At 63.4% G+C, this 21,702-nt stretch carries 16 protein-coding genes and 1 pseudogene; 5 read left to right on the top strand and 12 right to left on the bottom strand.

What is annotated here, in order from left to right; translation table 11 throughout:
• The first annotated feature begins 19 nt into the window (after positions 1 to 19).
• Positions 20 to 1,015 (top strand): L,D-transpeptidase family protein, encoded by a 996-nt coding sequence (locus K288_RS0115490; RefSeq protein ID WP_043159923.1) that lies wholly within the window; start codon positions 20 to 22, stop codon positions 1,013 to 1,015.
• Between the two features lie 106 nt (positions 1,016 to 1,121).
• On the opposite strand, the gene K288_RS0115485 is transcribed toward K288_RS0115490, so the two are convergent.
• The 9 genes from K288_RS0115485 to K288_RS54705 form a co-directional block, all read right to left on the bottom strand.
• A complete protein-coding gene (locus K288_RS0115485) occupies positions 1,122 to 1,934 on the bottom strand; it encodes an HAD family hydrolase (RefSeq protein WP_027580392.1) in 813 nt (270 codons plus the stop codon).
• A complete protein-coding gene (locus tag K288_RS0115480; RefSeq protein WP_051334549.1) occupies positions 1,931 to 2,419 on the bottom strand; it encodes a gluconokinase in 489 nt (162 codons plus the stop codon). The genes K288_RS0115485 and K288_RS0115480 overlap by 4 nt, the downstream gene beginning before the upstream one ends.
• A 28-nt stretch (positions 2,420 to 2,447) precedes the next feature.
• A complete protein-coding gene (gene pgl, locus K288_RS0115475; protein ID WP_027580390.1) occupies positions 2,448 to 3,191 on the bottom strand; it encodes a 6-phosphogluconolactonase in 744 nt (247 codons plus the stop codon).
• A gap of 2 nt (positions 3,192 to 3,193) precedes the next feature.
• Entirely contained in the window at positions 3,194 to 4,702 is a 1,509-nt protein-coding gene (gene zwf / locus K288_RS0115470; RefSeq protein WP_027580389.1) for a glucose-6-phosphate dehydrogenase, read from the bottom strand.
• Positions 4,703 to 4,716: 14 nt separating this feature from the next.
• Complete coding sequence (gnd, locus tag K288_RS0115465; RefSeq protein WP_027580388.1) at positions 4,717 to 5,709, bottom strand: phosphogluconate dehydrogenase (NAD(+)-dependent, decarboxylating); 993 nt, start codon at positions 5,707 to 5,709, stop codon at positions 4,717 to 4,719.
• A 63-nt stretch (positions 5,710 to 5,772) separates the two neighbouring features.
• The gene (locus K288_RS0115460; protein WP_027580387.1) at positions 5,773 to 8,619 is read right to left on the bottom strand and encodes a bifunctional transaldolase/phosoglucose isomerase; all 2,847 of its coding nucleotides are present in this window, start codon (positions 8,617 to 8,619) and stop codon (positions 5,773 to 5,775) included.
• 211 nt (positions 8,620 to 8,830) lie between these two features.
• Positions 8,831 to 9,280 carry a DsrE family protein gene (locus K288_RS0115455; RefSeq protein WP_027580386.1) on the bottom strand — a complete coding sequence of 150 codons (450 nt, stop codon included), beginning with the start codon at positions 9,278 to 9,280 and terminating at the stop codon, positions 8,831 to 8,833.
• A 60-nt stretch (positions 9,281 to 9,340) separates the two neighbouring features.
• Complete coding sequence (locus K288_RS45555) at positions 9,341 to 9,742, bottom strand: hypothetical protein (RefSeq protein WP_244443150.1); 402 nt, start codon at positions 9,740 to 9,742, stop codon at positions 9,341 to 9,343.
• 5 nt (positions 9,743 to 9,747) lie between these two features.
• Positions 9,748 to 9,915, bottom strand: coding sequence for a hypothetical protein (locus tag K288_RS54705; protein WP_244443149.1), 168 nt, complete (start codon positions 9,913 to 9,915; stop codon positions 9,748 to 9,750).
• Positions 9,916 to 10,436: 521 nt separating this feature from the next.
• Between K288_RS54705 and K288_RS0115445 the strand changes: the two genes are divergently transcribed.
• The 4 genes and pseudogenes from K288_RS0115445 (at position 10,437) to K288_RS45550 (ending at position 16,638) form a co-directional block, all read left to right on the top strand.
• Complete coding sequence (locus tag K288_RS0115445) at positions 10,437 to 12,380, top strand: PrkA family serine protein kinase (protein WP_027580385.1); 1,944 nt, start codon at positions 10,437 to 10,439, stop codon at positions 12,378 to 12,380.
• A gap of 18 nt (positions 12,381 to 12,398) precedes the next feature.
• Positions 12,399 to 13,670 carry a YeaH/YhbH family protein gene (locus K288_RS0115440; protein WP_043159918.1) on the top strand — a complete coding sequence of 424 codons (1,272 nt, stop codon included), beginning with the start codon at positions 12,399 to 12,401 and terminating at the stop codon, positions 13,668 to 13,670.
• Positions 13,671 to 13,675: 5 nt separating this feature from the next.
• Positions 13,676 to 15,211 (top strand): SpoVR family protein, encoded by a 1,536-nt coding sequence (locus K288_RS0115435; protein ID WP_027580383.1) that lies wholly within the window; start codon positions 13,676 to 13,678, stop codon positions 15,209 to 15,211.
• A 288-nt stretch (positions 15,212 to 15,499) separates the two neighbouring features.
• A pseudogene (locus tag K288_RS45550) lies at positions 15,500 to 16,638 on the top strand (ABC transporter substrate-binding protein).
• Between the two features lie 138 nt (positions 16,639 to 16,776).
• Here the strand turns inward: K288_RS45550 and K288_RS0115420 are convergent.
• The 3 genes from K288_RS0115420 to K288_RS0115410 are packed head-to-tail and all read right to left on the bottom strand — an operon-like array spanning position 16,777 to position 21,445.
• Positions 16,777 to 17,832 carry a 2-oxoacid:ferredoxin oxidoreductase subunit beta gene (locus K288_RS0115420; protein ID WP_027580382.1) on the bottom strand — a complete coding sequence of 352 codons (1,056 nt, stop codon included), beginning with the start codon at positions 17,830 to 17,832 and terminating at the stop codon, positions 16,777 to 16,779.
• A complete protein-coding gene (locus K288_RS0115415) occupies positions 17,829 to 19,676 on the bottom strand; it encodes a 2-oxoacid:acceptor oxidoreductase subunit alpha (protein ID WP_027580381.1) in 1,848 nt (615 codons plus the stop codon). Before K288_RS0115415 ends, K288_RS0115420 begins: the two co-directional genes overlap by 4 nt.
• A complete protein-coding gene (locus K288_RS0115410; RefSeq protein WP_027580380.1) occupies positions 19,646 to 21,445 on the bottom strand; it encodes an FAD-dependent oxidoreductase in 1,800 nt (599 codons plus the stop codon). Before K288_RS0115410 ends, K288_RS0115415 begins: the two co-directional genes overlap by 31 nt.
• Positions 21,446 to 21,702: the final 257 nt, after the last annotated feature.

Below are 21,702 nucleotides of genomic sequence, written 5' to 3'. Positions count from 1 at the left end.
TCTCGCTGGAGGATCGGGAATGGCTCGCCTGTTCGCCGCAGTGCTGCTTGCGTGCTGGTTTTCAGGAGCGGCGTTCGCTGCCGGCCTCGATGCCGCAGCGATCAACAATGCCACCTACCGGGCTCGCCCCGCGACCGAGGACAAGGCCGATGCGACAATCATCAAGGCCCAGGTCCTGCTCGAGCGCGCGCTGTTTTCGCCCGGAGAGGTCGACGGCAAGTTTGCCGAGAATACGCGCAAGGCGCTGCAGGCGTTCGCGGAAGCCAAGGGTCTGACGTTTCACAAGACGCTCACTCCCGAGATCTGGGCCAAGCTGAACGAGACCAGCCAGAACGAGATCATCACGAGCTACACGATTTCCCAAAAGGATGTGAAAGGACCGTTTATCAGCAGAATTCCCGCCAAGCTGGAGGCGATGAAATCGCTGCCGGCGCTCGGCTACAAAACCGCGCGCGAGGGCCTCGCGGAGAAATTCCACATGAGCGAGGGGCTATTGACCCAGTTCAACCCCGGCAAGAAGTTCGACCGCGCCGGCGAGACCATTTTCGTCGTCAGCGGCCGCGATCCGCAACTCAAGCTGGGCGTGGCGCGGATCGAGGTCGACAAGTCGCGGCAGACCGTCAAGGCCTTCGATGGCGGCGGCGCGCTGGTCGCGTTCTTTCCGGCAACTGTCGGCAGCGGGGACAAGCCGACGCCGAGCGGGACGCTCAAGGTGACTTCATCCGACGCCAATCCGTATTACCGCTACAACCCGGCCTACAAGTTCAAGGGCGTGCACGCCAAGCGGCCGTTCGTCATCAAGCCCGGTCCGAACAATCCGGTCGGGGCATACTGGATCGGGCTCTCGGGGGAAGGGTACGGAATCCATGGTTCGCCCGAACCCTCGAAGATCAGCAAATCCGCATCCCACGGCTGCGTCCGCCTGACCAATTGGGACGCGACGCTGCTTGGCACGAGCGTCAAGAAAGAGACGCCGGTGGATTTCGTCGAGGGCGCGGCGAGCAAGGAGAGTTGAACGCTCCAGTCATTACGAGCGGAGCGAAGCAATCCACCTCTCGACACGCGGAGGCGTGGATTGCTTCGCTCTACCCATCCTACGGCTGTCGTTCCTGCGATGGCGGTCAAGCAGTCTCGTTGTAGTTCAGCACCATCTCGATCGCCTTGGCGAAGCCGTCGTGCTCGTTGCTGTCGGTGACGAACTTCGCCTGGCTCTTGACCTCGTCGGTGGCGTTGCCCATCGCGAAGGAAACGCCGCTCCTCGCGAACATCGGCAAATCGTTGCGCATGTCGCCGATGGTTGCCACCGCCTCGGTCGGAATGCCGAGCCGCTTTGCCATCGCCTCGACAAAGGTACCCTTGTCGTAGCCGGGCGGGGTGACGTCGAGGTAATAGGTTTGCGAGCGGACGGCGGTCGCCTCCGTGCCCACCGCCTGCTGCATCGCGGTTTCGCAGCGCGCGAGCAGCGCGGCGTCGGAAGAGGCGCCGACGATCTTGCAGGCCTGGTCGAGATAGGGCGTGAAATCGGTGACGATGGTCGGGTCGTGCCGGATGGTGTGCCGCTCGTGCGCGACATATTCGCCGTCGGGATTGGCCGTCAGCCAGCGGTCGTTGGTGAACAGCCAGATATCGACGCCGAATTCGCGCAGCAGCTCGATGCTCCGCAACGCGGTCGCCGGCGGAATCAGGTGCTGCTCGACGGGCTTGAGCTGCGGATCGATGATTGAGCTGCCGTTGAAGGAGCCGACCGGCAGCGTGATCGACAGCGGCTCGATCAGGAATCCCATGCCGATCGAGGGTCGGCTGGAGACGATGGTGAAGCCGATGCCGGCAGCATGCAGTTTTTGCGCGGCATCACTGGCAGCGTCGGTCAGGACTTTTTCCTTGGTCAGCAGCGTGCCGTCGACGTCGGAAACGAGCAGGGCGATGCGGGTCATGGGGTGATCTGTTTCATTTGGCGGATGATGGCGTTGACGATGGCGTCAACCGTCCCGTCGATCGGGACGGTGATCGGATGTTCGCTCACGCCCGGCGGCTCCAGGGTCTGGAACTGGCTGGCGAGCAAGCCCGGCGGCATGAAATGGCCCTTGCGCTGGGTGAGCCGGTTCGCGATCAGCGCCTCGGTGCCGTCGAGGTAGACGATGCCGACGTCGTTCCGTCCATGCAGGAGGATCTCGCGGTAGGCACGCTTCAGCGCCGAGCAGGCGACCACCACGTGCTGGCCTGCCTTGCAGACGCGATCGATCTCGTCCGCGATCGCCTGCAGCCAGGGACGGCGGTCGTCGTCGGTGAGCGGCTGGCCTGCGCTCATTTTCGCGACGTTGCTTGCGGGGTGAAAGCGGTCGCCGTCCGCGAAGCGCCAGCCGAGCCGCGCAGCAAGCGTCTCGCCGATCGTGCTCTTGCCCGAGCCGGACACGCCCATCACGACGAGGGCGCAGAACGTTGTTGCATCAGCCACGAAAATCCTCCGGCCGCGCCGGCTCGTCGATCAGCCAGACGGTCTCGCCGATGGATTGCGCGCGGTTCGCCGGCAGGTTCTCGCCGGCGAAGGCGCGCGTCAAGATTGCGCGCTTCTCCTTGCCTGCGGCCTCGAACAGCATTTCCCGACAGCAGGACAGCGTCGGCAAGGTCAGGCTGACGCGCGGCACGAACGGCTCGACATTGGCCTTGGGCACGCCGACCACCCATCGGTCGATCACCTCGATCGCCGGGTAGTTCGGAAACAGCGAGGCGGTGTGTCCGTCCGGCCCGATGCCCATCAGCACCAGGTCGAACAGCGGACGGGCCGCGTCGAGCGCCTCCGCGCCGTAGAAGGATTGCAACTCGCGTGCATAGCTCTCCGCCGCTTCATCGGGATTTGCGGCGCCGGTCGGGATCGGATGGATGTTGGACGTGGGCGCGTAGCGATCCAGGAAGGCCTTGCGCGCCATCGCCATGTTGTTCCTGGGATCGTCGACCGGCACGAAGCGCTCGTCGCCGATGAACCAGTGCACGCGATCCCAGGGGATCTTGGCGCGGTACGGCTCGGTCGCGAGCAACTGGTACAGCGCTTTCGGGCTCGATCCGCCGGTCAGGCAGATCGCGATCCGGCCGCTGTTGGCGTCGATCCGCGCCAGCACCCGCTCGGCGGCAGCCGTCGCCAGCGCCGCGGGATCGGCGACCGTGATGATTTGGCGGCGACCGACGGCGGTCATCATCAGCCCAGCTTTCGCCAGCTGCGGCCGTCGCGGGTCAGAAGCGCGTTGGCGGCCTCTGGCCCCTCGCTGCCGGCTTTGTAGGGTTGCAGGCCGGCGCCGCCGGTCTTTTTCCAGGCATCAAGGAACGGTTGCACCGCCTGCCAGCCGGCCTCGACGCCGTCGGCGCGCTGGAACAGGAGGTTGTCGCCGATCATGCAGTCATAGATCAGGGTCTCGTAACCGGTCGACGGCTCGGCCTTGAAGTAATCCTTGTAGCGGAACTTCATCTCGACGCCGTCGATATTGATGGTCGGGCCGGGAACCTTGGTGTTGAACTGCAGTTCGATGCCCTCGGTCGGCTCGGTCGAGATCACGAGGTAGTTCTGCGAAAGCTGGTCGACCGGCGTGTCGCGAAACATCGCGAACGGCGCCTGCTTGAACTTGATCGCGATCTCGGTGCGCTTGGCGGCCAAAGCCTTGCCGGTGCGCAGATAGAACGGCACGCCGGCCCAACGCCAATTGTCGATGATCAGCTTGAGCGCCGCATAGGTTTCGGTGCTGCTGCCCGGCTTGACGTCCGCGGTCTTGCAATAGTCCTCGATCTTGCTGTCGCCGATCTCGCCGCCGCGATACTGCCCCCGCACTGAATTGTGCAACGCCTCCTGCTGGCTCTGGATCTGGATCGCGGCCAGCACATTGGCCTTCTCCGTGCGCACCGAATGCGCGTCGAAGCGGATCGGCGGCTCCATCGCGACCAGCGACATCAGTTGGAACAGATGGTTCGGCACCATGTCGCGCAGCGCGCCGGTCGAATCATAGAAGCTGCCGCGATGGCCGACGCCGAGCTTCTCGTCGACGGTGATCTGGATGTGGTCGATATGATTCCGATTCCAGATCGGCTCGAACATGCCGTTAGCAAAGCGCAGTACCAGGATGTTCTGGACGGTTTCCTTGCCGAGGTAATGATCGATCCGGTAGATCTGATGCTCGTCGATGAGCTTCAGCAACTCGGAGTTCAGGTGCCTGGCCGAGTCGAGGTCCGTACCGAACGGCTTCTCGATCACGATCCGCCGCCAATAGCCGTTCTCCTTCAGCATGCCGGTGCGGGCGAGTTCCCTGGTGATCGGCAGGAAGGCGCCCGGCGGTGTCGCGAGGTAGAACAGGCGGTTGCCGCCGGTGTCGCGTGCGGCTTCCGCCTTGTCGAGCTGGACCCGCATCTGGTCAAAGGACGCAGGGTCCTTCGGGTCGGCTTCAACCGCGGTCACGCATTCGAACAGGCGCTTGGCGATGGCCTCGTCGACCGGGCGGGTCGCGAACTGCCGCAATCCCTTCATCAGGCTTGCGCTCAATTCCTCGTTCGACATGCCGCCGCGGGCGACGCCGGCGACGCAGAACCGGTCGGGCAACAGGTTGGTCGCGGCGAGATTATAGAGGGCAGGGATCACCAGCCGGTGCGCGAGGTCGCCCGTCACGCCGAAAATGATGAAGGAGCAGGGGTCGGGTTTCTTTTGCGCGTGACCGTTCGTCATCCTTTGCCCTTCTCTTAGCTCTTCTTGGCGCTTTGCGGCGGCTCCCGGTGGCCGCCGAAACCGGCGCGCATGGCGGACAGAATCTTCTCGGCGAAGGTGTGGTCCTTGCGCGAGCGGAAGCGGGCAAACAGCGCTGCCGTGAGCACTTCCGCAGGCACCGCCTCGTCGATCGCGGCGTTCACCGTCCAGCGGCCTTCGCCGGAATCCTCGACGAAGCCGGAGTAGTTGTCGAGGGTGGCGTTCTCGGCGAGCGCGATCGCGGTGAGGTCGAGCAGCCAGGAAGGGATCACGCTGCCGCGGCGCCAGACCTCGGCGATATCGGCGATGTCGAGATCGAAGCGGTGATCCGGCGGAAGCGCTTCGCTTTTGGCATTCTTCAGGATGTCGAAGCCCTCGGCATAGGCCTGCATCAGGCCGTATTCGATGCCGTTGTGGATCATCTTGACGAAATGCCCGGCGCCTACGGGGCCGGCATGGATGTAGCCCTGCTCGATGCGGCGATCGCGGCCGTCGCGGTGCGGGGTGCGCGGGATGTCGCCGACGCCGGGCGCAAGCGCGCTGAAGATCGGGTCGAGCCGGTCGACGACGGATTGCTCGCCGCCGATCATCATGCAGTAGCCGCGCTCGATGCCCCAGATGCCGCCGGAGGTGCCGACGTCGACATAGTGCAGGCCGCGCTCCTTCAGCGCCTTGCCGCGGCGGACGTCGTCCTGCCAGAACGTGTTGCCGCCGTCGATGATGGTGTCGCCCGGCTGCATCAGCTTCGACAGCGCTTCGATCGTCGCCTCGGTGATCTTGCCGGCCGGCAGCATCACCCAGGCGGTGCGCGGCTGCTCCAGCTTGAGCACGAACTCCTCCAGCGAAGCGGAGCCGGCGGCATTGTCGGCGGCAAGTGCCGCAACCGCCTTGGGGTCCTTGTCGTAGACCACGGTGGTATGGCCGTGGGCCATCAGCCGGCGGACGATGTTGCCACCCATCCGCCCCAAGCCGATCATGCCGAGCTGCATGTTTTCATGTCCTTGACTTGCGAGCGTGATCCGAAAACCGTGTCCGGTTTTCGGGACCCTGCTCTAGTTGAGGGCTTCGTTAAGCGCCGCGTCCAGCGTGGCCAGCGCCGGTCCAATTCCGCCCTTGAGATGGACGCGCAGCGCGCGTCGGCCACGTTCGGTCAGGACGTCGAAATCGCCGCGCGCCTGCGCCGACTTGATGACGCCGAAGCTTGCCTTCTGGCCCGGTACCGGCAGGTCCTTGGCATCGTCGGCGGTGATCTGCAGGAACACGCCGCTGTCGGGGCCGCCCTTGTAGGCCTGGCCGGTCGAGTGCAGGAAGCGCGGGCCGAACTCGGCGCAGGTGGCGAGATGCTCGCTGTCGCGCACGGCAAGCCGCATCTTCTGCAGCGCATCAATGAAGGCCTTGTCGCGCTCGATGTAAGCGAGCAGGGCGACGTAGTCGCCGCGCTGCGAACGCGAAAGGTGCGCCTTCAGCCAGGAGCCGAGCGTGCCGTCGGCCCCGGCTTTACGGAGCTCGGCAGCGTTGCGCTCGTCGGTGTAGAGGTCGGCCTCGGCGGTGGAGACCACCGGCTGTTCGGCCGGCAGCGATCCGGTCTTCTCGAAGGCTGCGGTCAATTCGCGGGTCTTGATCTTGGCCGCCTCGACATCCGGCTGGTTGAACGGGTTGATGCCGAGCACCGAGCCGGCAACAGCGGTTGCGATCTCGAAGCGGAAGAACTCCTGGCCGAGATGATCGATCGACGGCAGGACGATACGCACCACGGGATGGCCGGCCTGCTCCAGCGCGTCGAGCCTCGCGTCATGCTCGGCGTCCTCCTCGCCTTCGGTGCGAAGGTCGATGAAGAAGCGGTCGTCGCCGTAGCTGGCCGGCTCGCCCAGCGTCTCGCCGTCGATCGGGATCAGGCCCTTGCCGTCCTTGCCGGTGGATTCCGCGATCAACTGCTCGGCCCAGGCGCCGAAATCGGCGATCTTCCGGGACGAGGTGATCGTCACCTTGTCGCGGCCTTCGAGGCCGGCGAGCCCCATCGCGAGCCCGAGCTGCACGCCCGGGTTCTCGTGCGGCGGCACGTCGGCGCCGCAGGAGCGCACCATCGACAGCGTATGCTTGATCAGGCTGCGGACATTGAAGCCGGCGGCTGCGGCCGGCACCAGGCCGAATGGCGAGAGCACGGAGTAGCGGCCGCCGATCGTGGGCTCGCCGTAGAAGATGCGGGCAAAGCCCTGCCGCTTTGCGGTCTTCTCCAGCGACGAGCCGGGATCGGTCACCGCGATGAAACGGTGGCCGGCCTTGGCGGCGCCGATCGCCTTGGAGACGCGGTCGAAGAAATAGTCCTTCATCACGTTCGGCTCGGTGGTGCCGCCGGATTTGCTGGAAACGATGAACAGTGTCCTGGAGATGTCGACCGCCGCTTCCATCGCCCGCACCTGCGCCGGGTCGGTGGAATCGAGCACATGCAGCTTGGGGAAGCCGGTCTTCTTGGCGAAGGTCTCCGCCAGCACCTCCGGCCCCAGGCTGGAGCCGCCCATGCCGAGCACGACCGCGTCGGTGAATTTCTGGCCCTTCACGCGCTCGGCGAAATCCTCATAGTCGGCGATGTCGGCCTTGGCCGGGCTGGTCAGCCAACCCAGCCATTTGTCCTCATCCTCGCCGGTCCAGACCGATTTGTCCTTTTGCCAGAGCCGGCGGACCTTGGCCGAGGCACGCCATTCCTCGGTATTCTCTTCGATTGCCTTGGCAAGCTCGCGGCCGACCTTGAGCGTCTGGCCGTCGATGCCGGTGCCGAGCGAGGTTGCGCGCTTGAACGCCACGGCGCCGTAGAGCTTGTCGGCGGCATCGGCGAACAGCCTGACGCCGTCCTTGACCAGCTCGGCGGTGATCGCGTCCAGCGAAATGCCGGACTTCTCCAGCTCGTCCAGCACGCGCTGCGCCTCCTCGACGTTCTCCTCGAGGCTGTCGCGGACTTTGCCATGGTCGCGGAAGGCGTCGAGCGTCGCCGGCGGCACGGTGTTGACCGTGTCGGGGCCGATCAGCTCCTCGACATAGAGGACGTCGCTGTATTCCTTGTTCTTGGTGCCGGTCGAGGCCCACAGCAGCCGCTGCGGCTTGGCGCCCTTCGCCATGAGTTTTTCCCAGCGTGGACCGGCGAAGATGCGCTTGTAATCCCGGTACGCCAGCTTGGCGTTGGCGATCGCGACCTTGCCCTTCAGCGACGCCAGCCGCTCCTTCTCGGTGGGATCGTTGGCCTTTGCGATCTTCTCGTCGAGCTGCTTGTCGACGGCGGAATCGATGCGGCTGACGAAGAAGCTCGCGACGCTCGCAATGTGCGACGGGTCGCCGCCGCCGCTCACGTATTTCTCCAGGCCCTTCAGATAGGCCTCCGCCACGTCGCGATAGACCTTTTGCGAGAACAGGAGCGTGATGTTGATGCTGATGCCTTCGCCGATCAGGTGCTCGATCGCGGGCAGGCCTTCCGGCGTCGCCGGCACCTTCACCATCAGGTTCTTGCGCCGGACCTCCTTCCAGAGCCGCTGCGCTTCCGCGATGGTGCCCTTGGTGTCCATCGCCAGATAGGGCGACACTTCGAGGCTGACGAAGCCGTCCTTGCCATTGAGCTGGTCATAGACCGGACGCAGCACGTCGGCGGCGTGTTGGATATCCTCGATTGCGAGATGCTCGAACAGTTCGGCGACCGGGCGGTCGCCCTTCTTCAGCGCATTGCCGATCGCCCCGTCATACTCGTCCGAGCTGCCGATCGCCTTCTCGAAGATCGAGGGGTTGGAGGTGACGCCTTTGACGCCGTCTTCTTCGATCAGCTTCTTGAGGTCGCCCTTGGCGACGAAGCCGCGGGCCAGGAAATCCAGCCATACCGATTGGCCGTGGTTTTCGAGTGTTTTGACGGGGTTCATGATGCCTGTTTCTGCTCGATCGGGTCGGTGGACGGGTTCCCCAGTAGCTTTCTGGGGCGGGACCGGATTGTCAACACGGGGCGGAAAGGGCTGCCAAAGGGGGATATGCGCATCAAAAGGAGACAACTCCACCCCGACGGGTTCGCTCCCTCGGATTTGATCCGATGCAACCGCGAACTCTGAACAATTTTATGACGGTGCGGTGCACCGTTCAGGGCCTGAGATACAGGTAGCCCTGCGACTGCAGCTCGGCGAGGCGGACGACGCCGCCCTTGTCGGCAACCACGAAGCCGGGGAGGAGCTCCTTCAGGCTGACATTCTGCGATTTCATGGTGTTGCCGCAGGCGGCAAGCTCGACGCCATCCCCGGAAAACTGCTGGACGCGCCGCGACAGGTCGGGGGCGGCGGAGGCCGAATGAAAGGCGCGCAGCGCCGGGCCGTGGACCACCAGGGCGATGGTAACATTCTCGGGTCCGCCGACGCCGTCGAAATGGTTCTGGATGTTGCCGACCACAAAATTGACCTTCTCGAGGTCGCTCAGGTGATAGACCACCTTGAGCTTGGCGGGTGGCGATGTCGTCTCGGTGGCGGCGCGGGCGCGCGAGCCGGCAACGGCGCTGACGGCCGAAGCCACGCCCCACAAGATGCTGCGTCGATGCATGGCACCCTCCCTCAATTGAGTTGTCTGGCCGACGAGCGTATTATCAGCCGCACGAGCGTATCATTTGTGTCTGAGTGCGGCGAGTTCCCGGCGGTCGGTCACAAGCTCGGCACATTCTTCCGCGTCCGCGCGATCGACGCGAAAGATCTTGTCGTCAACGCCGGCGGCAAGCGCGTCTTCGGCCTCTTGGTCCGGCTCGTTGCGATTCCAAATCCCGATCCGCTCAAGGCGGATGATGGCGGACTTGTCGTCTCTCGACAACGCCACATTGATGCCGCCAACTTCACAATCGACGCCGCAGCCGAAACGAATTTCGTTGCTCGCGCCTTCTGTGACAGCGTAGCCGCGAAAGTCGCTGGAGTGGAAATTGCCGCTGCGGTGACGGTATTTAATACTAAGGTGGAATGAGTAGCCGGCAATTTTTTCCTCCGGCGCGTTCTCCGCCGTCACCAACAGTTTCATCGCGCTCAGCTTCTGCTTTGATGTTGCGCCAGATGATCGGCGTCATAACGGCGCACGAAGCAGGCGTAGGTCTTTTCGGCGAGCGGGCGCGCGAATATTCTCTTGTCGAAGGCTGCGGCCTTGGCGCTGTCGATGCCATCTTCGGCGCGACTGTGGCCAATTCCCGCAAGCATGGCGCCTGCGACAGCTAGATGAACGGAAAATAAAATATGCGCTTCATGATCTGTTCAGCGAACGCAAGCGATCTATATGAAATGATAAGCGCCACCTCGTTCGGTGCGGCAACGACGCCGTGTCACGATGTGCTGACGGTTTTGACTTAGTCGCGGCAGAAGCCGGATGCGTTCAAACCGGTGGCAGTTCGTAGGCGTGAAGGAGCAGCGCGATGGCAGCCGAAAGGCGGTCAGAATGGCATTTGCTGATGGCAGGGCAGCCCGGTCGTTGTCGGTCCCCCGGTAGAATCACGGATGTGGCGGACCAGCTACATGGCCAAGAAAGTAAATGACAAATCGCGTTTTTGATGAACTATTAGGCTGCCTGCTTGTTGATAAGGCAGCGGCTGCTTGCGCCGCGCATTGCGGAAGGGAGGCTGGCGAGTGTCCAATATGTCCAGCATGCCGACCGTGATTCGAGGAACGTTTCGGCAAACCGGCTCGTTCTCGTAAGGCGGCGCAACATATCGTGGAGAGGGATCATGTACAACGATTCTCTGTTCAACGCTTTCGCTAGGTCGTTCGAGGCGCGAAGCCAGAGCGATATGTCGATGGCGGAATATCTCGAGTCGTGTCGAACTGATCCGATGCGATATGCGAATGCCGCAGAACGACTATTGGCTGCGATCGGTGAGCCTCAGATGATCGACACGGCCAAGGACCCTCGCCTTGGCCGTATCTTTATGAACCGCACGATGCGCACCTATCCGGCGTTCGCTGGCTTCTACGGCATGGAAGACACGATCGAGCGGCTCGTCGGCTTCTTCCGTCACGCCGCGCAAGGCTTGGAAGAGCGCAAGCAGATTCTCTATCTGCTCGGACCGGTGGGCGGCGGCAAGTCATCGCTCGCCGAGCGGCTCAAGGCATTGATGGAAGTGCACCCGATCTACGTGCTGAAGGCCGGCGACGAACTGAGCCCTGTGTTCGAAAGCCCGCTTAGCCTGTTCGATCCGGATCAGCTCGGGCCGATGCTCGAGGAGAAGTACGGCATTCCGCAGCGGCGCCTCACCGGGCTGATGAGCCCGTGGTGCTACAAGCGGCTCGAAGCCTTCGGCGGTGACATCTCGCAATTCCGCGTCGCCAAGATCCAGCCGTCGCGGCTGCGGCAGATTGCGGTCGCCAAGACCGAGCCCGGCGACGAGAACAACCAGGACATCTCCTCGCTGGTCGGCAAGGTCGACATCCGCAAGCTCGAGACCTACGCGCAGAACGATCCCGACGCCTACAGCTATTCGGGCGGACTCAATCGCGCCAACCAGGGCATCCTCGAATTCGTCGAGATGTTCAAGGCGCCGATCAAGATGCTGCATCCGCTGCTCACGGCGACGCAGGAAGGCAACTACATCGGCACCGAGAATATCGGCGCGATCCCGTTCGGCGGCATCATCCTCGCGCACTCCAACGAGGCGGAATGGCAGAGCTTCAAGGCCAACAAGAACAATGAGGCCTTCATCGACCGCATCTGCGTCATCAAGGTGCCTTACTGCCTGCGGGTCACCGAGGAGCAGAAGATCTACGAAAAGCTGATCCAGAGCTCCGAGCTTGCCAGCGCACCTTGCGCGCCGGCGACGCTGGAGACCTTGGCGCGCTTCTCGGTGATGTCGCGCCTGCGCAAGCACGAGAACTCGACGCTGTTCGCGAAGATGCGGGTCTATGACGGCGAGAGCCTGAAGGAATCCGATCCGAAGGCGCGCAGCGTCCTGGAATATCGCGACGCCGCCGGTGTTGACGAAGGCATGGACGGTGTCTCGACGCGCTTCGCGTTCAAGGTGCTCGCCGCCACCTTCAACCACGACACGACAGAGGTCGGGGCTGATGCCGTGCACCTGATGTACGTGCTCGAGCATTCGATCCGCCGCGAGCAACTGCCTGAGGAAGTCGAGAAGCGCTATCTCGAATTCATCAAGGCCGATCTCGCCCCGCGCTACGCGGAGTTCATCGGCAACGAGATCCAGAAAGCCTATCTCGAATCCTATTCGGATTACGGCCAGAACCTGTTCGACCGCTACGTCGATTACGCCGACGCATGGATCGAGGATCAGGACTTCAAGGATCCCGACACCGGACAGTTGCTCAACCGTGAGCTCCTGAATCAGGAACTGACCAAGATCGAGAAGCCGGCCGGCATCGCCAACCCGAAGGATTTCCGCAACGAGGTCGTCAAATTCTCGCTGCGGTCGCGGGCGCATAATGGTGGCAAGAACCCGAACTGGACCTCTTATGAAAAGGTCCGCGACGTCATCGAGAAGCGGATCTTCTCGCAGGTCGAGGATCTGCTCCCGGTCATCTCGTTCGGTTCGAAGAAGGACGGCGATACCGAGAAGAAGCACGACGACTTCGTCGCGCGGATGGTGGAGCGTGGCTACACCGAGCGCCAGGTCCGTCGTCTCGTCGAGTGGTATATGCGCGTGAAGCAGGCTGGCTGAGGCGGATGCGAAGTGACGATGCACATTGTCGATCGGCGCCTGAATCCGGGCGGCAAGAGCCTTGAGAACCGACAGCGGTTCTTGAGGCGGGCCAAGGCCCTGGTTCAGGGAGCCGTCAAGAAGACGTCGCAGGACCGGGACATCAAGGATGTGCTGGAAGGCGGTGAGGTCGCGATTCCGCTCGACGGCATGGACGAGCCGCGCTTTCGCCGCGGGGGCGGCACGCGCGATATGGTGCTGCCCGGCAACAAGAAGTTCATCGAAGGCGATATCCTGCCGCGCCCGAACCAGGGCGGTGGCCGTGGAACGGGGCCGGGCGAGGGCGACAGCGAAGATGCGTTCCGCTTCGTCCTGAGCCGCGACGAGTTCGTCAATCTGTTCCTCGACGATCTGGAGTTGCCCGACCTTGCCAAGCGCAAGCTGGCGGAGGCGGAGAGCGAAGGCCTGCATCGCGCCGGCTACACCACGTCAGGTTCGCCCGCGAACATCTCCGTGAGCCGCACCGTCAAGCTCGCGCTGGCGCGTCGCGTGGCGCTGCGCCGGCCGCGGCCGGAACAGATCGCCGAACTCGAAGCGGAGGCGGCGGAAGCGGAGGAGCCGCGGCGTTCTGAGCTTCTGGCGCAGGTTGCGGCGCTGAAGGCCAAGGCGAAACGAATCCCGTTCATCGATCCCATCGATATCCGCTACCGGCGGTTCGAGACCGTGCCGAAGCCGGTGGCGCAAGCCGTGATGTTCTGCCTGATGGACGTGTCGGGTTCGATGTCGGAGCACATGAAGGACCTGGCGAAACGGTTCTACATGCTGCTCTACGTGTTCCTGAAGCGGCGCTACCGCCACGTCGAGATCGTGTTCATCCGCCACACCGACCGCGCCGAAGAGGTGGACGAGGATACGTTCTTCCACGGACCGGCTTCCGGCGGCACGCTGGTGTCGAGCGCGCTGCAGGCCATGCACGATATCGTCCGCACCCGCTTTCGTCCGGCCGACTGGAACATCTACGCCGCGCAAGCCTCCGACGGCGACAACATGACTTCCGACAGCATCCTGACCGGGCGGCTGCTCACGGAGCAGATCCTCCCGGTCACCCAGTTCTTTGCCTATCTGGAGGTCGGCGAGGCGGCCAACTACACCTTCGACATGCCGGACTCGTCGCTCTGGACCCTTTACGAGCGCCTGCGCAACGAGGGCGCGCCGCTTGCGATGCGCAAGGTGAGCGAGCGAAGCGAGATCTTCCCGGTGTTCCAGGACCTGTTCAAGCGTCGCGGCAAGCAGGAGAGGGCCACGCCATGACGATGATAGGTGAGCGGCTGTTCGATGGCGCTGACTGGGATTTCCGCACGCTGCAGCGGGTCCACGATGCCTGCGAGGAGATCGCGAAATCGGAGCTTGGCCTCGACGTCTATCCCAACCAGATCGAGGTCATCACCGCCGAGCAGATGCTGGATGCCTATTCGTCGGTCGGCATGCCCTTGTTCTACAAGCACTGGTCGTTCGGCAAACACTTCGCCTTTCAGGAAGCGTCCTACCGCAAGGGATACATGGGCCTTGCCTATGAGATCGTGATCAACTCGTCGCCGTGCATTTCCTACCTGATGGAGGAAAACACCGCGACCATGCAGACGCTGGTGATCGCGCACGCCGCCTTCGGCCACAACCATTTCTTCAAGAACAACTACCTTTTCAAGCAGTGGACCGATGCCGACGGCATCCTGGACTATCTCGAATTCGCCAAGGGCTATATCTCGCACTGCGAGGATCGCTACGGCCGGCGGGCCGTCGAGCATACGCTCGACGCCGCGCATGCCCTGATGTCTCATGGCATCGACCGTTATCCCGGCAAGAAGAAGCTCGACCTGCGCACCGAGGAGAAACGTGCCGGCGAGCGTCGTGCGCACGAAGAGAGCGCCTTCAATGATCTCTGGCGCACGGTGCCGACGGGACCCGCGAAGACCAGGGCTGCGCTGACCGCGGAGCGTCGCCGCATCCTGCTCGGGCTGCCGCAGGAAAACATCCTGTATTTCCTGGAGAAGACCGCGCCGCGGCTGCAGCCCTGGCAGCGTGAAGTGCTGCGCATCGTCCGCCACATCGCGCAGTATTTCTATCCGCAGAGCCAGACCAAGGTGATGAACGAGGGCACCGCGACCTACACCCACTACCGCATCATGAACCGGCTGCACGACCAGGGCCGCATCTCCGACGGCAATTTCCTCGAATTCCTGCAGTCGCACACCAACGTCGTGTTCCAGCCGGATTTCGACGATCCGCGCTTCTCCGGCTTCAACCCTTACGCGCTTGGCTTTGCGATGATGCAGGACATCGAGCGGATCGTGACCGAGCCGGAGGACGAAGACCGCGAATGGTTCCCCGACATCGCGGGCAGGGGCGATGTCATGGGCGTGCTGCGCGAGGTCTGGGCCAATTACCGCGACGAGAGCTTCGTCGGCCAATTCCTGAGCCCGCGGCTGATGCGGCGCCTGCGCCTGTTCCATCTGCATGATGATCCCGCGGAGACCGCCGGCATCCGCGTCGATGCCATCCATGACGAACGCGGCTATCGCCGCGTGCGCCGCGAATTGTCGCGGCAATACGATGTCGGCTTCATCGATCCCAACATCGAGGTCATCGATGTCGACCTGGAAGGCGATCGCCGGCTGATGCTGCGCCATACCGTGGTCAAGGGATCGCAACTGGTCGAAACCGATGCGCGACGCGTGCTGCAACACCTCGCCGATCTCTGGAGCTACGACGTGGTCCTCACCGAAGTCGACACTCACGACAAGGTGCTGAAGGAATATGTCGTGAGCCCGCGCATCCTGCCGGCGGCGGCGTAGCGCCTACTGCCGTAGCCCGGGTGAAGCGCAGCGCAACCCGGGATCGCTCTCCAATGCGGGCGCAGACGTCCCGGGTTACGCGTTCCGCTCCACCCGGGCTACGAACATCCATCCATCACGTGCTTGAGATCGTGACCGCGCGCAGAATTGCCGGCACGCGGAATTCTTGCGCGATTGCCTCATCTGGCGCGATTGGTATGGTGCGCGCGGTCAAGAAAACCAAAAAGGATTAAGACCGTGACAACTCGCAAATATCTGGCGGGCGCTCTCGCCTCCGCCGCATTCTCGATGCTGACGATCTCCGCCTCGCTCAGTGCCGAAACCACCATCAAGCTTGGAAACACCGCGCCCTACAGCGGGCCGGCATCCGCCTACAGCACCATTGCGCGCGCGGAATCCGCGTATTTCCAGATGCTGAACGACCAGGGCGGCATCAACGGCCGCAAGGTCGAATTCGACAGCCTCGATGATGCCTATTCGCCGTCCAAGACGGTGGAGCAGACACGCAAGCTCGTCGAACAGGATGAGGTGCTGGCGCTGTTCAGTTCCGTCGGCACCGCGCCCAACATCGCCGTTCAGAAATACCTGAACATCAAGCATGTGCCGCAGCTCTTCGTTTCGTCGGGCGCGACGCGGTGGAACGACCCGAAGCAGTTCCCTGGACCGTCGGCTTCAACCCGACCTACGAGCTCGAAGGGAAACTTTACGCCAAATACATTCTGAAGACCAAGCCGGACGCCAAGATCGCGGTGATCACGCCGAACGAGGACGCCGGCAAGGATTATCTCAAGGGCTTCAAGGAAGGGCTCGGCGAGCATGTCGGCCAGATCGTGTCGGAGACGACCTATCTGACCAGCGATCCGACGATCGATTCACAGATGGTGTCGATGCGCGAATCCGGCGCGGACGTGTTCTTCGCTGAGGCGACGCCGAAATTCGCGGCGCAAGCGCTGCGCAAGGCCGCCGGCATGGGCTGGAAGCCGCTGATCATCCTGCCGACCGTCTCCAATTCCGTATCCGCCGTGCTGGAGCCGGCCGGCCTGGAGAACGCGGTCGGTGTCGTCACCGGCCTGTACCTGAAGGACCCGACCGATCCGCGCTGGGCCGACGATCCCGCGCAGAAAGAGTTCGCGGCCTGGATGAAGAAATACCAGCCGAACGCGAGCCCCGGCGACCTCTTCAATGTGCAGGGCTATACGGTCGCCGGCGTGATGGCCGCGGTGCTGAAGAACTGCAAGGACGATCTCAGCCGTGACAACGTCATCAAGCAGGCCAGCAACCTCAACGGGCTCGAGCTGCCGATGCTGCTGCCGGGCATCAAGGTGACGACCGAGCCGACCAACGTCACGCCGATCAGGCAGATCCAGATGGCGCGGTTCGACGGCAAGTCGTGGGTCCTCTTCGGCGACGTGCTGAGCGACAAGTGAGGACGCGCGCTCTTCCTTCACCTCTCCCGCTCGCGGGAGAGGTCGGCGCGAAGCGCCGGGTGAGGGCTCTCTCCGCGTAATGACTCGCGGAGACACCCTCACCCCAGCCCTCTCCCGCAAGCGGGAGAGGGAGCGCCGTTAGCGCAGGCTGGCGTTGATCTTGTCCAGCGCGGCGGAGCCCGGGCAGAGCGTCTTCGCCTCGAGCGCGTTGAGCGGGGTGTCCACCGTGTTGAGATGGGCGTGCAGATCTTCCGCTTCCGGATCGACGTACAGCAGCCCGGTGACGATCTGGCCCTTGGCGGCGTGCTTCTGCAGGAAGGTCATGGCGCCCAGCCGGTCATGCGCATCGTAATCGGCATCGAGCTTGCGCAGCGCGATCCTCGAGCCGTCGTGCTGCTCCACCACCTGCACGGTGCCGGGTGCATAGTCGACATGGATCGGCTCGCGGCCGACCAGCACGTCGAGCCGGTTCACGGCATCATTGTGCTCGCGGACATAGTCGAAGCTCTTGGTGGAGCCGGCGTGATTGTTGAAGGCGATGCAGGGGCTGATGACGTCGATGAACGACGCGCCCTTGTGCTGGATCGCGGCCGCGATCAGCGGCACGAGCTGGGTCTTGTCGCCGGAGAAGCTGCGCGCCACGAAGGTGGCCCCGAGCTGCAGCGCGATCGCGACCAGGTCGATGGCGTTATCGGTGTTGACCACGCCCTTCTTCGATTTCGAGCCGCGGTCGGCGGTCGCCGAGAACTGGCCCTTGGTCAGGCCGTAGACGCCGTTGTTCTCGACGATATAGGTCATGTTGACGCCGCGCCGGATCGAATGCGCGAACTGGCCGAAGCCGATCGAAGCGCTATCGCCGTCGCCGGAAACGCCGAGATAGATCAGGTCGCGGTTCGCGAGGTTGGCGCCGGTCAGGACCGACGGCATGCGGCCATGGACCGAGTTGAAGCCGTGGGAATTGCCGAGGAAATAGTCCGGCGTCTTCGACGAGCAGCCGATGCCGGAGATCTTCGCCACCCGGTGCGGTTCGATCGAAAGCTCGTAGCAGGCCTCGATGATGGAGGCCGTGATCGAGTCGTGACCGCAGCCGGCGCACAGCGTCGAGATCTTGCCCTCGTAGTCCCGGTGCGTGTAGCCGAGCTCGTTCTTCTTGAGGCCGGGATGATGGAATTTCGGCTTTGCAATGTAGGTCATGACACGGCCTTGCGCAGAGGGGTCACCTTGAGATGGTCCTGATGGTCGCCGATCGCGTTCGCGATGAAGCGCGCGGTGATCGGCGTGCCGTCATAATGCAGGATCGGCACCAGCCGCACCGGGTCGATGCCGTTCTCGTTGACGATCAATTGGCGGAGCTGCGCGTCGCGGTTCTGCTCGACGACATAAACGAAATCGTGGTCGGCGATGAAGCTCGCGACGCTGGAATGGAACGGGAAAGCGCGGATGCGCAGCCGGTCGAGCTGGTGTCCGCGCGCCTCCAGCATCTCGATCGCCTCGTCCATCGCCGGCGCGGTCGAGCCGAAATAGATCACGCCATATTTGGTCGGCTTGGCCGCATTGGCCTGCAGCGGCCGCGGCACCAGGTCCTGCGCGGTCTCGAACTTGCGCACCAGGCGCTGCATGTTGTCGGCGTAAACCGGGCCTTCCTCCGAATAGCGCGCATAGCGGTCGCGCGAGGTGCCGCGGGTGAAGTACGAACCCTTGGTGGGATGCGTGCCGGGATAGGTGCGGTACGGGATGCCGTCGCCGTCGACGTCGAGATAGCGGCCGAAATCGCGGCCCTCTTCCAGCATCTCGGTGGTCATCACCTTGCCGCGGTCATATTGCCGCGCGTCGTCCCAGCGGAGCGGCCGGCACAGCCGGTGGTTCATGCCGATATCGAGATCGAGCATCACGAAGATCACGGTCTGCAGCCGCTCGGCGAGATCGAAGGAGGTCGCGGCAAACTCGAAGGCCTCGGCCGGATCTTCCGGGAACAGCAGCACATGCTTGGTGTCGCCATGGGAAGCATAGGCGCAGGCGATGATGTCGCATTGCTGGGTGCGCGTCGGCATGCCGGTCGACGGACCGGCGCGCTGCACGTCCATGATCACGGCCGGAATTTCGGCGAAGTAGGAGAGGCCGATGAACTCCGTCATCAGCGAGATGCCCGGGCCGGAGGTCGCGGTGAAGGCGCGCGCGCCGTTCCAGGAGGCGCCGATCACGATGCCGATCGAGGCGAGTTCGTCCTCGGCCTGCACGATCGCGTATTGCGCCTTGCCGGTCTCCGGATCGTGCCGCAGCTTCTTGCAATGGCTGGTGAAGGCCTCGGCGAGCGAGGATGACGGCGTGATCGGGTACCACGCGCACACCGTGGCGCCGCCATAGACTGCGCCGAGCGCAGCCGCGCTGTTGCCTTCCACGAAGATGCGGTCGCCGACCTTGTCGGCCTTCTTTACCCTTAACCCGATCGGGCATTTCAGGTTCTGCAACGCCCAGTCGCGGCCGAGATGCAGCGCATGGACGTTGGAGGAGAGCAGCTTCTCCTTGCCCTTGTACTGCTCGCCGATCAGTTGCTCGATCAGCTTCGGATCCATCTCCAGCAGCGCGGACAGCGCGCCGAGATAGATGATGTTCTTGAACAGTTGGCGCTGGCGCGGATCGGTATAGGTCGAGTTGGTGATCGCGGTCAGCGGCACGCCGATCACGGTAATGTCCGCACGGAATTTCGACGACGGCATCGGCTTGGTGGAATCGTAGAACAGATAGCCGCCCGGCTCGATCGAGGCGACGTCCTTGTCCCAGGTCTGCGGGTTCATCGCCACCATCATGTCGACGCCGCCGCGGGCGCCGAGATGGCCGGCTTCGGTCACTCGCACCTCATACCAGGTCGGCAGGCCCTGGATGTTGGAGGGGAAGATGTTGCGCGGTGAGACGGGCACGCCGTGGCGCAGGATCGCGCGCGCGAACAGTTCGTTGGCGCTGGCCGAACCCGAGCCGTTGACGTTGGCGAAGCGGACGACGAAGTCGTTTACGCTGCTGATCGGGCTTTGGACTGACATGTTGATCCCGCGTGAACCATATCGATGAGGTATTTCTGCATGTCCCAGGCGCCGGTCGGGCAGCGCTCGGCACACAGGCCGCAATGCAGGCAGACGTCTTCGTCCTTCGCCATGACGCGGCCGGTCTTCAGGCCGTCAGCGACATAGAGCGCCTGGTCGTGATGCGGCGAGGGCGCCTTCAGCCGCTGGCGCAGATCATCCTCATCGCCGTTCTGGGTGAAGGTAATGCAATCCATCGGGCAGATGTCGACGCAGGCGTCGCATTCGATGCAAAGCGGCGCGGTGAACACCGTCTGCACGTCGCAGTTCAGGCAGCGCTCGGCCTCACCGAGCGCGAGCTTGAGATCATAGCCGAGCTCGACCTCGGCACGGATGTCCTTCAGCGCGATCACCTTGTCGCGATGCGGCACCTTGAACCGCTTGTCGGTGGAGATGTCGTTGTCATAGCTCCACTCGTGGATGCCCATCTTTTGCGAGGAGACGTGCACCTCGGGCAGCGGGCGCTCGTTGATGTCTTCGCCGGACAGCATCTTGTGGATCGACAGCGCGGCGTCATGGCCGTGCGCCACCGCCCAGATGATGTTCTTCGGCCCGAATGCGGCGTCGCCGCCGAAGAACACTTTCGGATTAGAGGAGGCGAAAGTCGTCGGGTCGACCTTTGGCATGTGCCATTTGTCGAATTCGATGCCGCAATCGGCCTCGATCCACGGGAAGGCGTTCTCCTGGCCGACCGCGACCAGCACGTCGTCGCAGACCACGGTTTCGTCGGGCTCGCCCGACGGCACCAGATTGCGCCGGCCCTTGGCGTCATATTCGGCCTTTACCTTCTGGAAGGTGACGCCGGTGAGCTTGCCGTTGTCGTGGATGAACGCGACCGGCACCATGTAATTGAGGATCGGGATGTCCTCGTGAAGCGCGTCTTCCTTCTCCCAGGGGGAGGCCTTCATCTCGTCGAAGCCGGAGCGGACGATCACTTTCACGTCCGCCCCGCCGAGGCGGCGCGCGGTGCGGCAGCAATCCATCGCGGTGTTGCCGCCGCCGAGCACGATCACGCGGCGGCCGATTTTCTCGACATGGCCGAACGACACCGATGACAGCCACTCGATGCCGATGTGGATGTTGGCGGCCGCCTCCTTGCGGCCGGGGATGTCGAGTTCGCGGCCGCGCGGCGCGCCGGAGCCGACGAAGACCGCGTCATAGTTCTCGGCGAGGAGCTGCTTCAGGCTATCGATGCGCTGGCCGCCCTTGAAGTCGATGCCGAGGTTGAGGATGTAGTCCGTCTCCTCGTCGATTACGGAGTCCGGCAGGCGGAATTTCGGGATCTGGCTCCGCATCATGCCGCCGGCCTTGGGATCCTGGTCGAATACGGTGCAGTGATAGCCGAGCGGGGCAAGGTCGCGCGCCACCGTGAGCGAGGCGGGGCCGCCGCCGATCAGCGCGATGCGTTTGCCGTTCTTCGGCCCGGGCCGTGGCAAACGGTGCTTGATATCGTCCTTGAAGTCGGCCGCGACGCGCTTCAGGCGGCAGATTGCGACCGGATTCTCCTCGACGCGGCCACGGCGGCAGGCCGGCTCGCATGGACGATCGCACGTGCGGCCCAAAATGCCGGGAAACACGTTGGATTTCCAATTGATCATGTAGGCGTCGCTGTAACGCCCCTCGGCAATCAAACGAATATATTCAGGAACCGGTGTATGTGCTGGGCAGGCCCATTGGCAGTCGACCACTTTGTGAAAGTAGTCCGGCGCCGAGATATCAGTCGGTTTCATTCCTACCTTATCCGCGCGGAACCCAAGTCAGATGCGCGGCCTTATCTTTGCCTGCGAACGCCCAACGGACGGGTGTTCTTCTGGTTTTCCAATTGCATCATAGACGTCTCTTATTAGAGCCATTCCAGATCGGGCACACAAGCCAATTCTGCGCGACATCAGGCATTCGCGCGGCGCAGCTACGCGTCTGGCGTTGGGCTTTATGGGAGCTTTATGCGGCGGTGCAACAATTCGTGACGCCGCCGGCTTCGGTTCTG

The organism is Bradyrhizobium sp. Ai1a-2, assembly GCF_000426245.1.
GTDB lineage: Bacteria > Pseudomonadota > Alphaproteobacteria > Rhizobiales > Xanthobacteraceae > Bradyrhizobium.
This window is presented reverse-complemented; position numbering and strand designations above follow the sequence as displayed.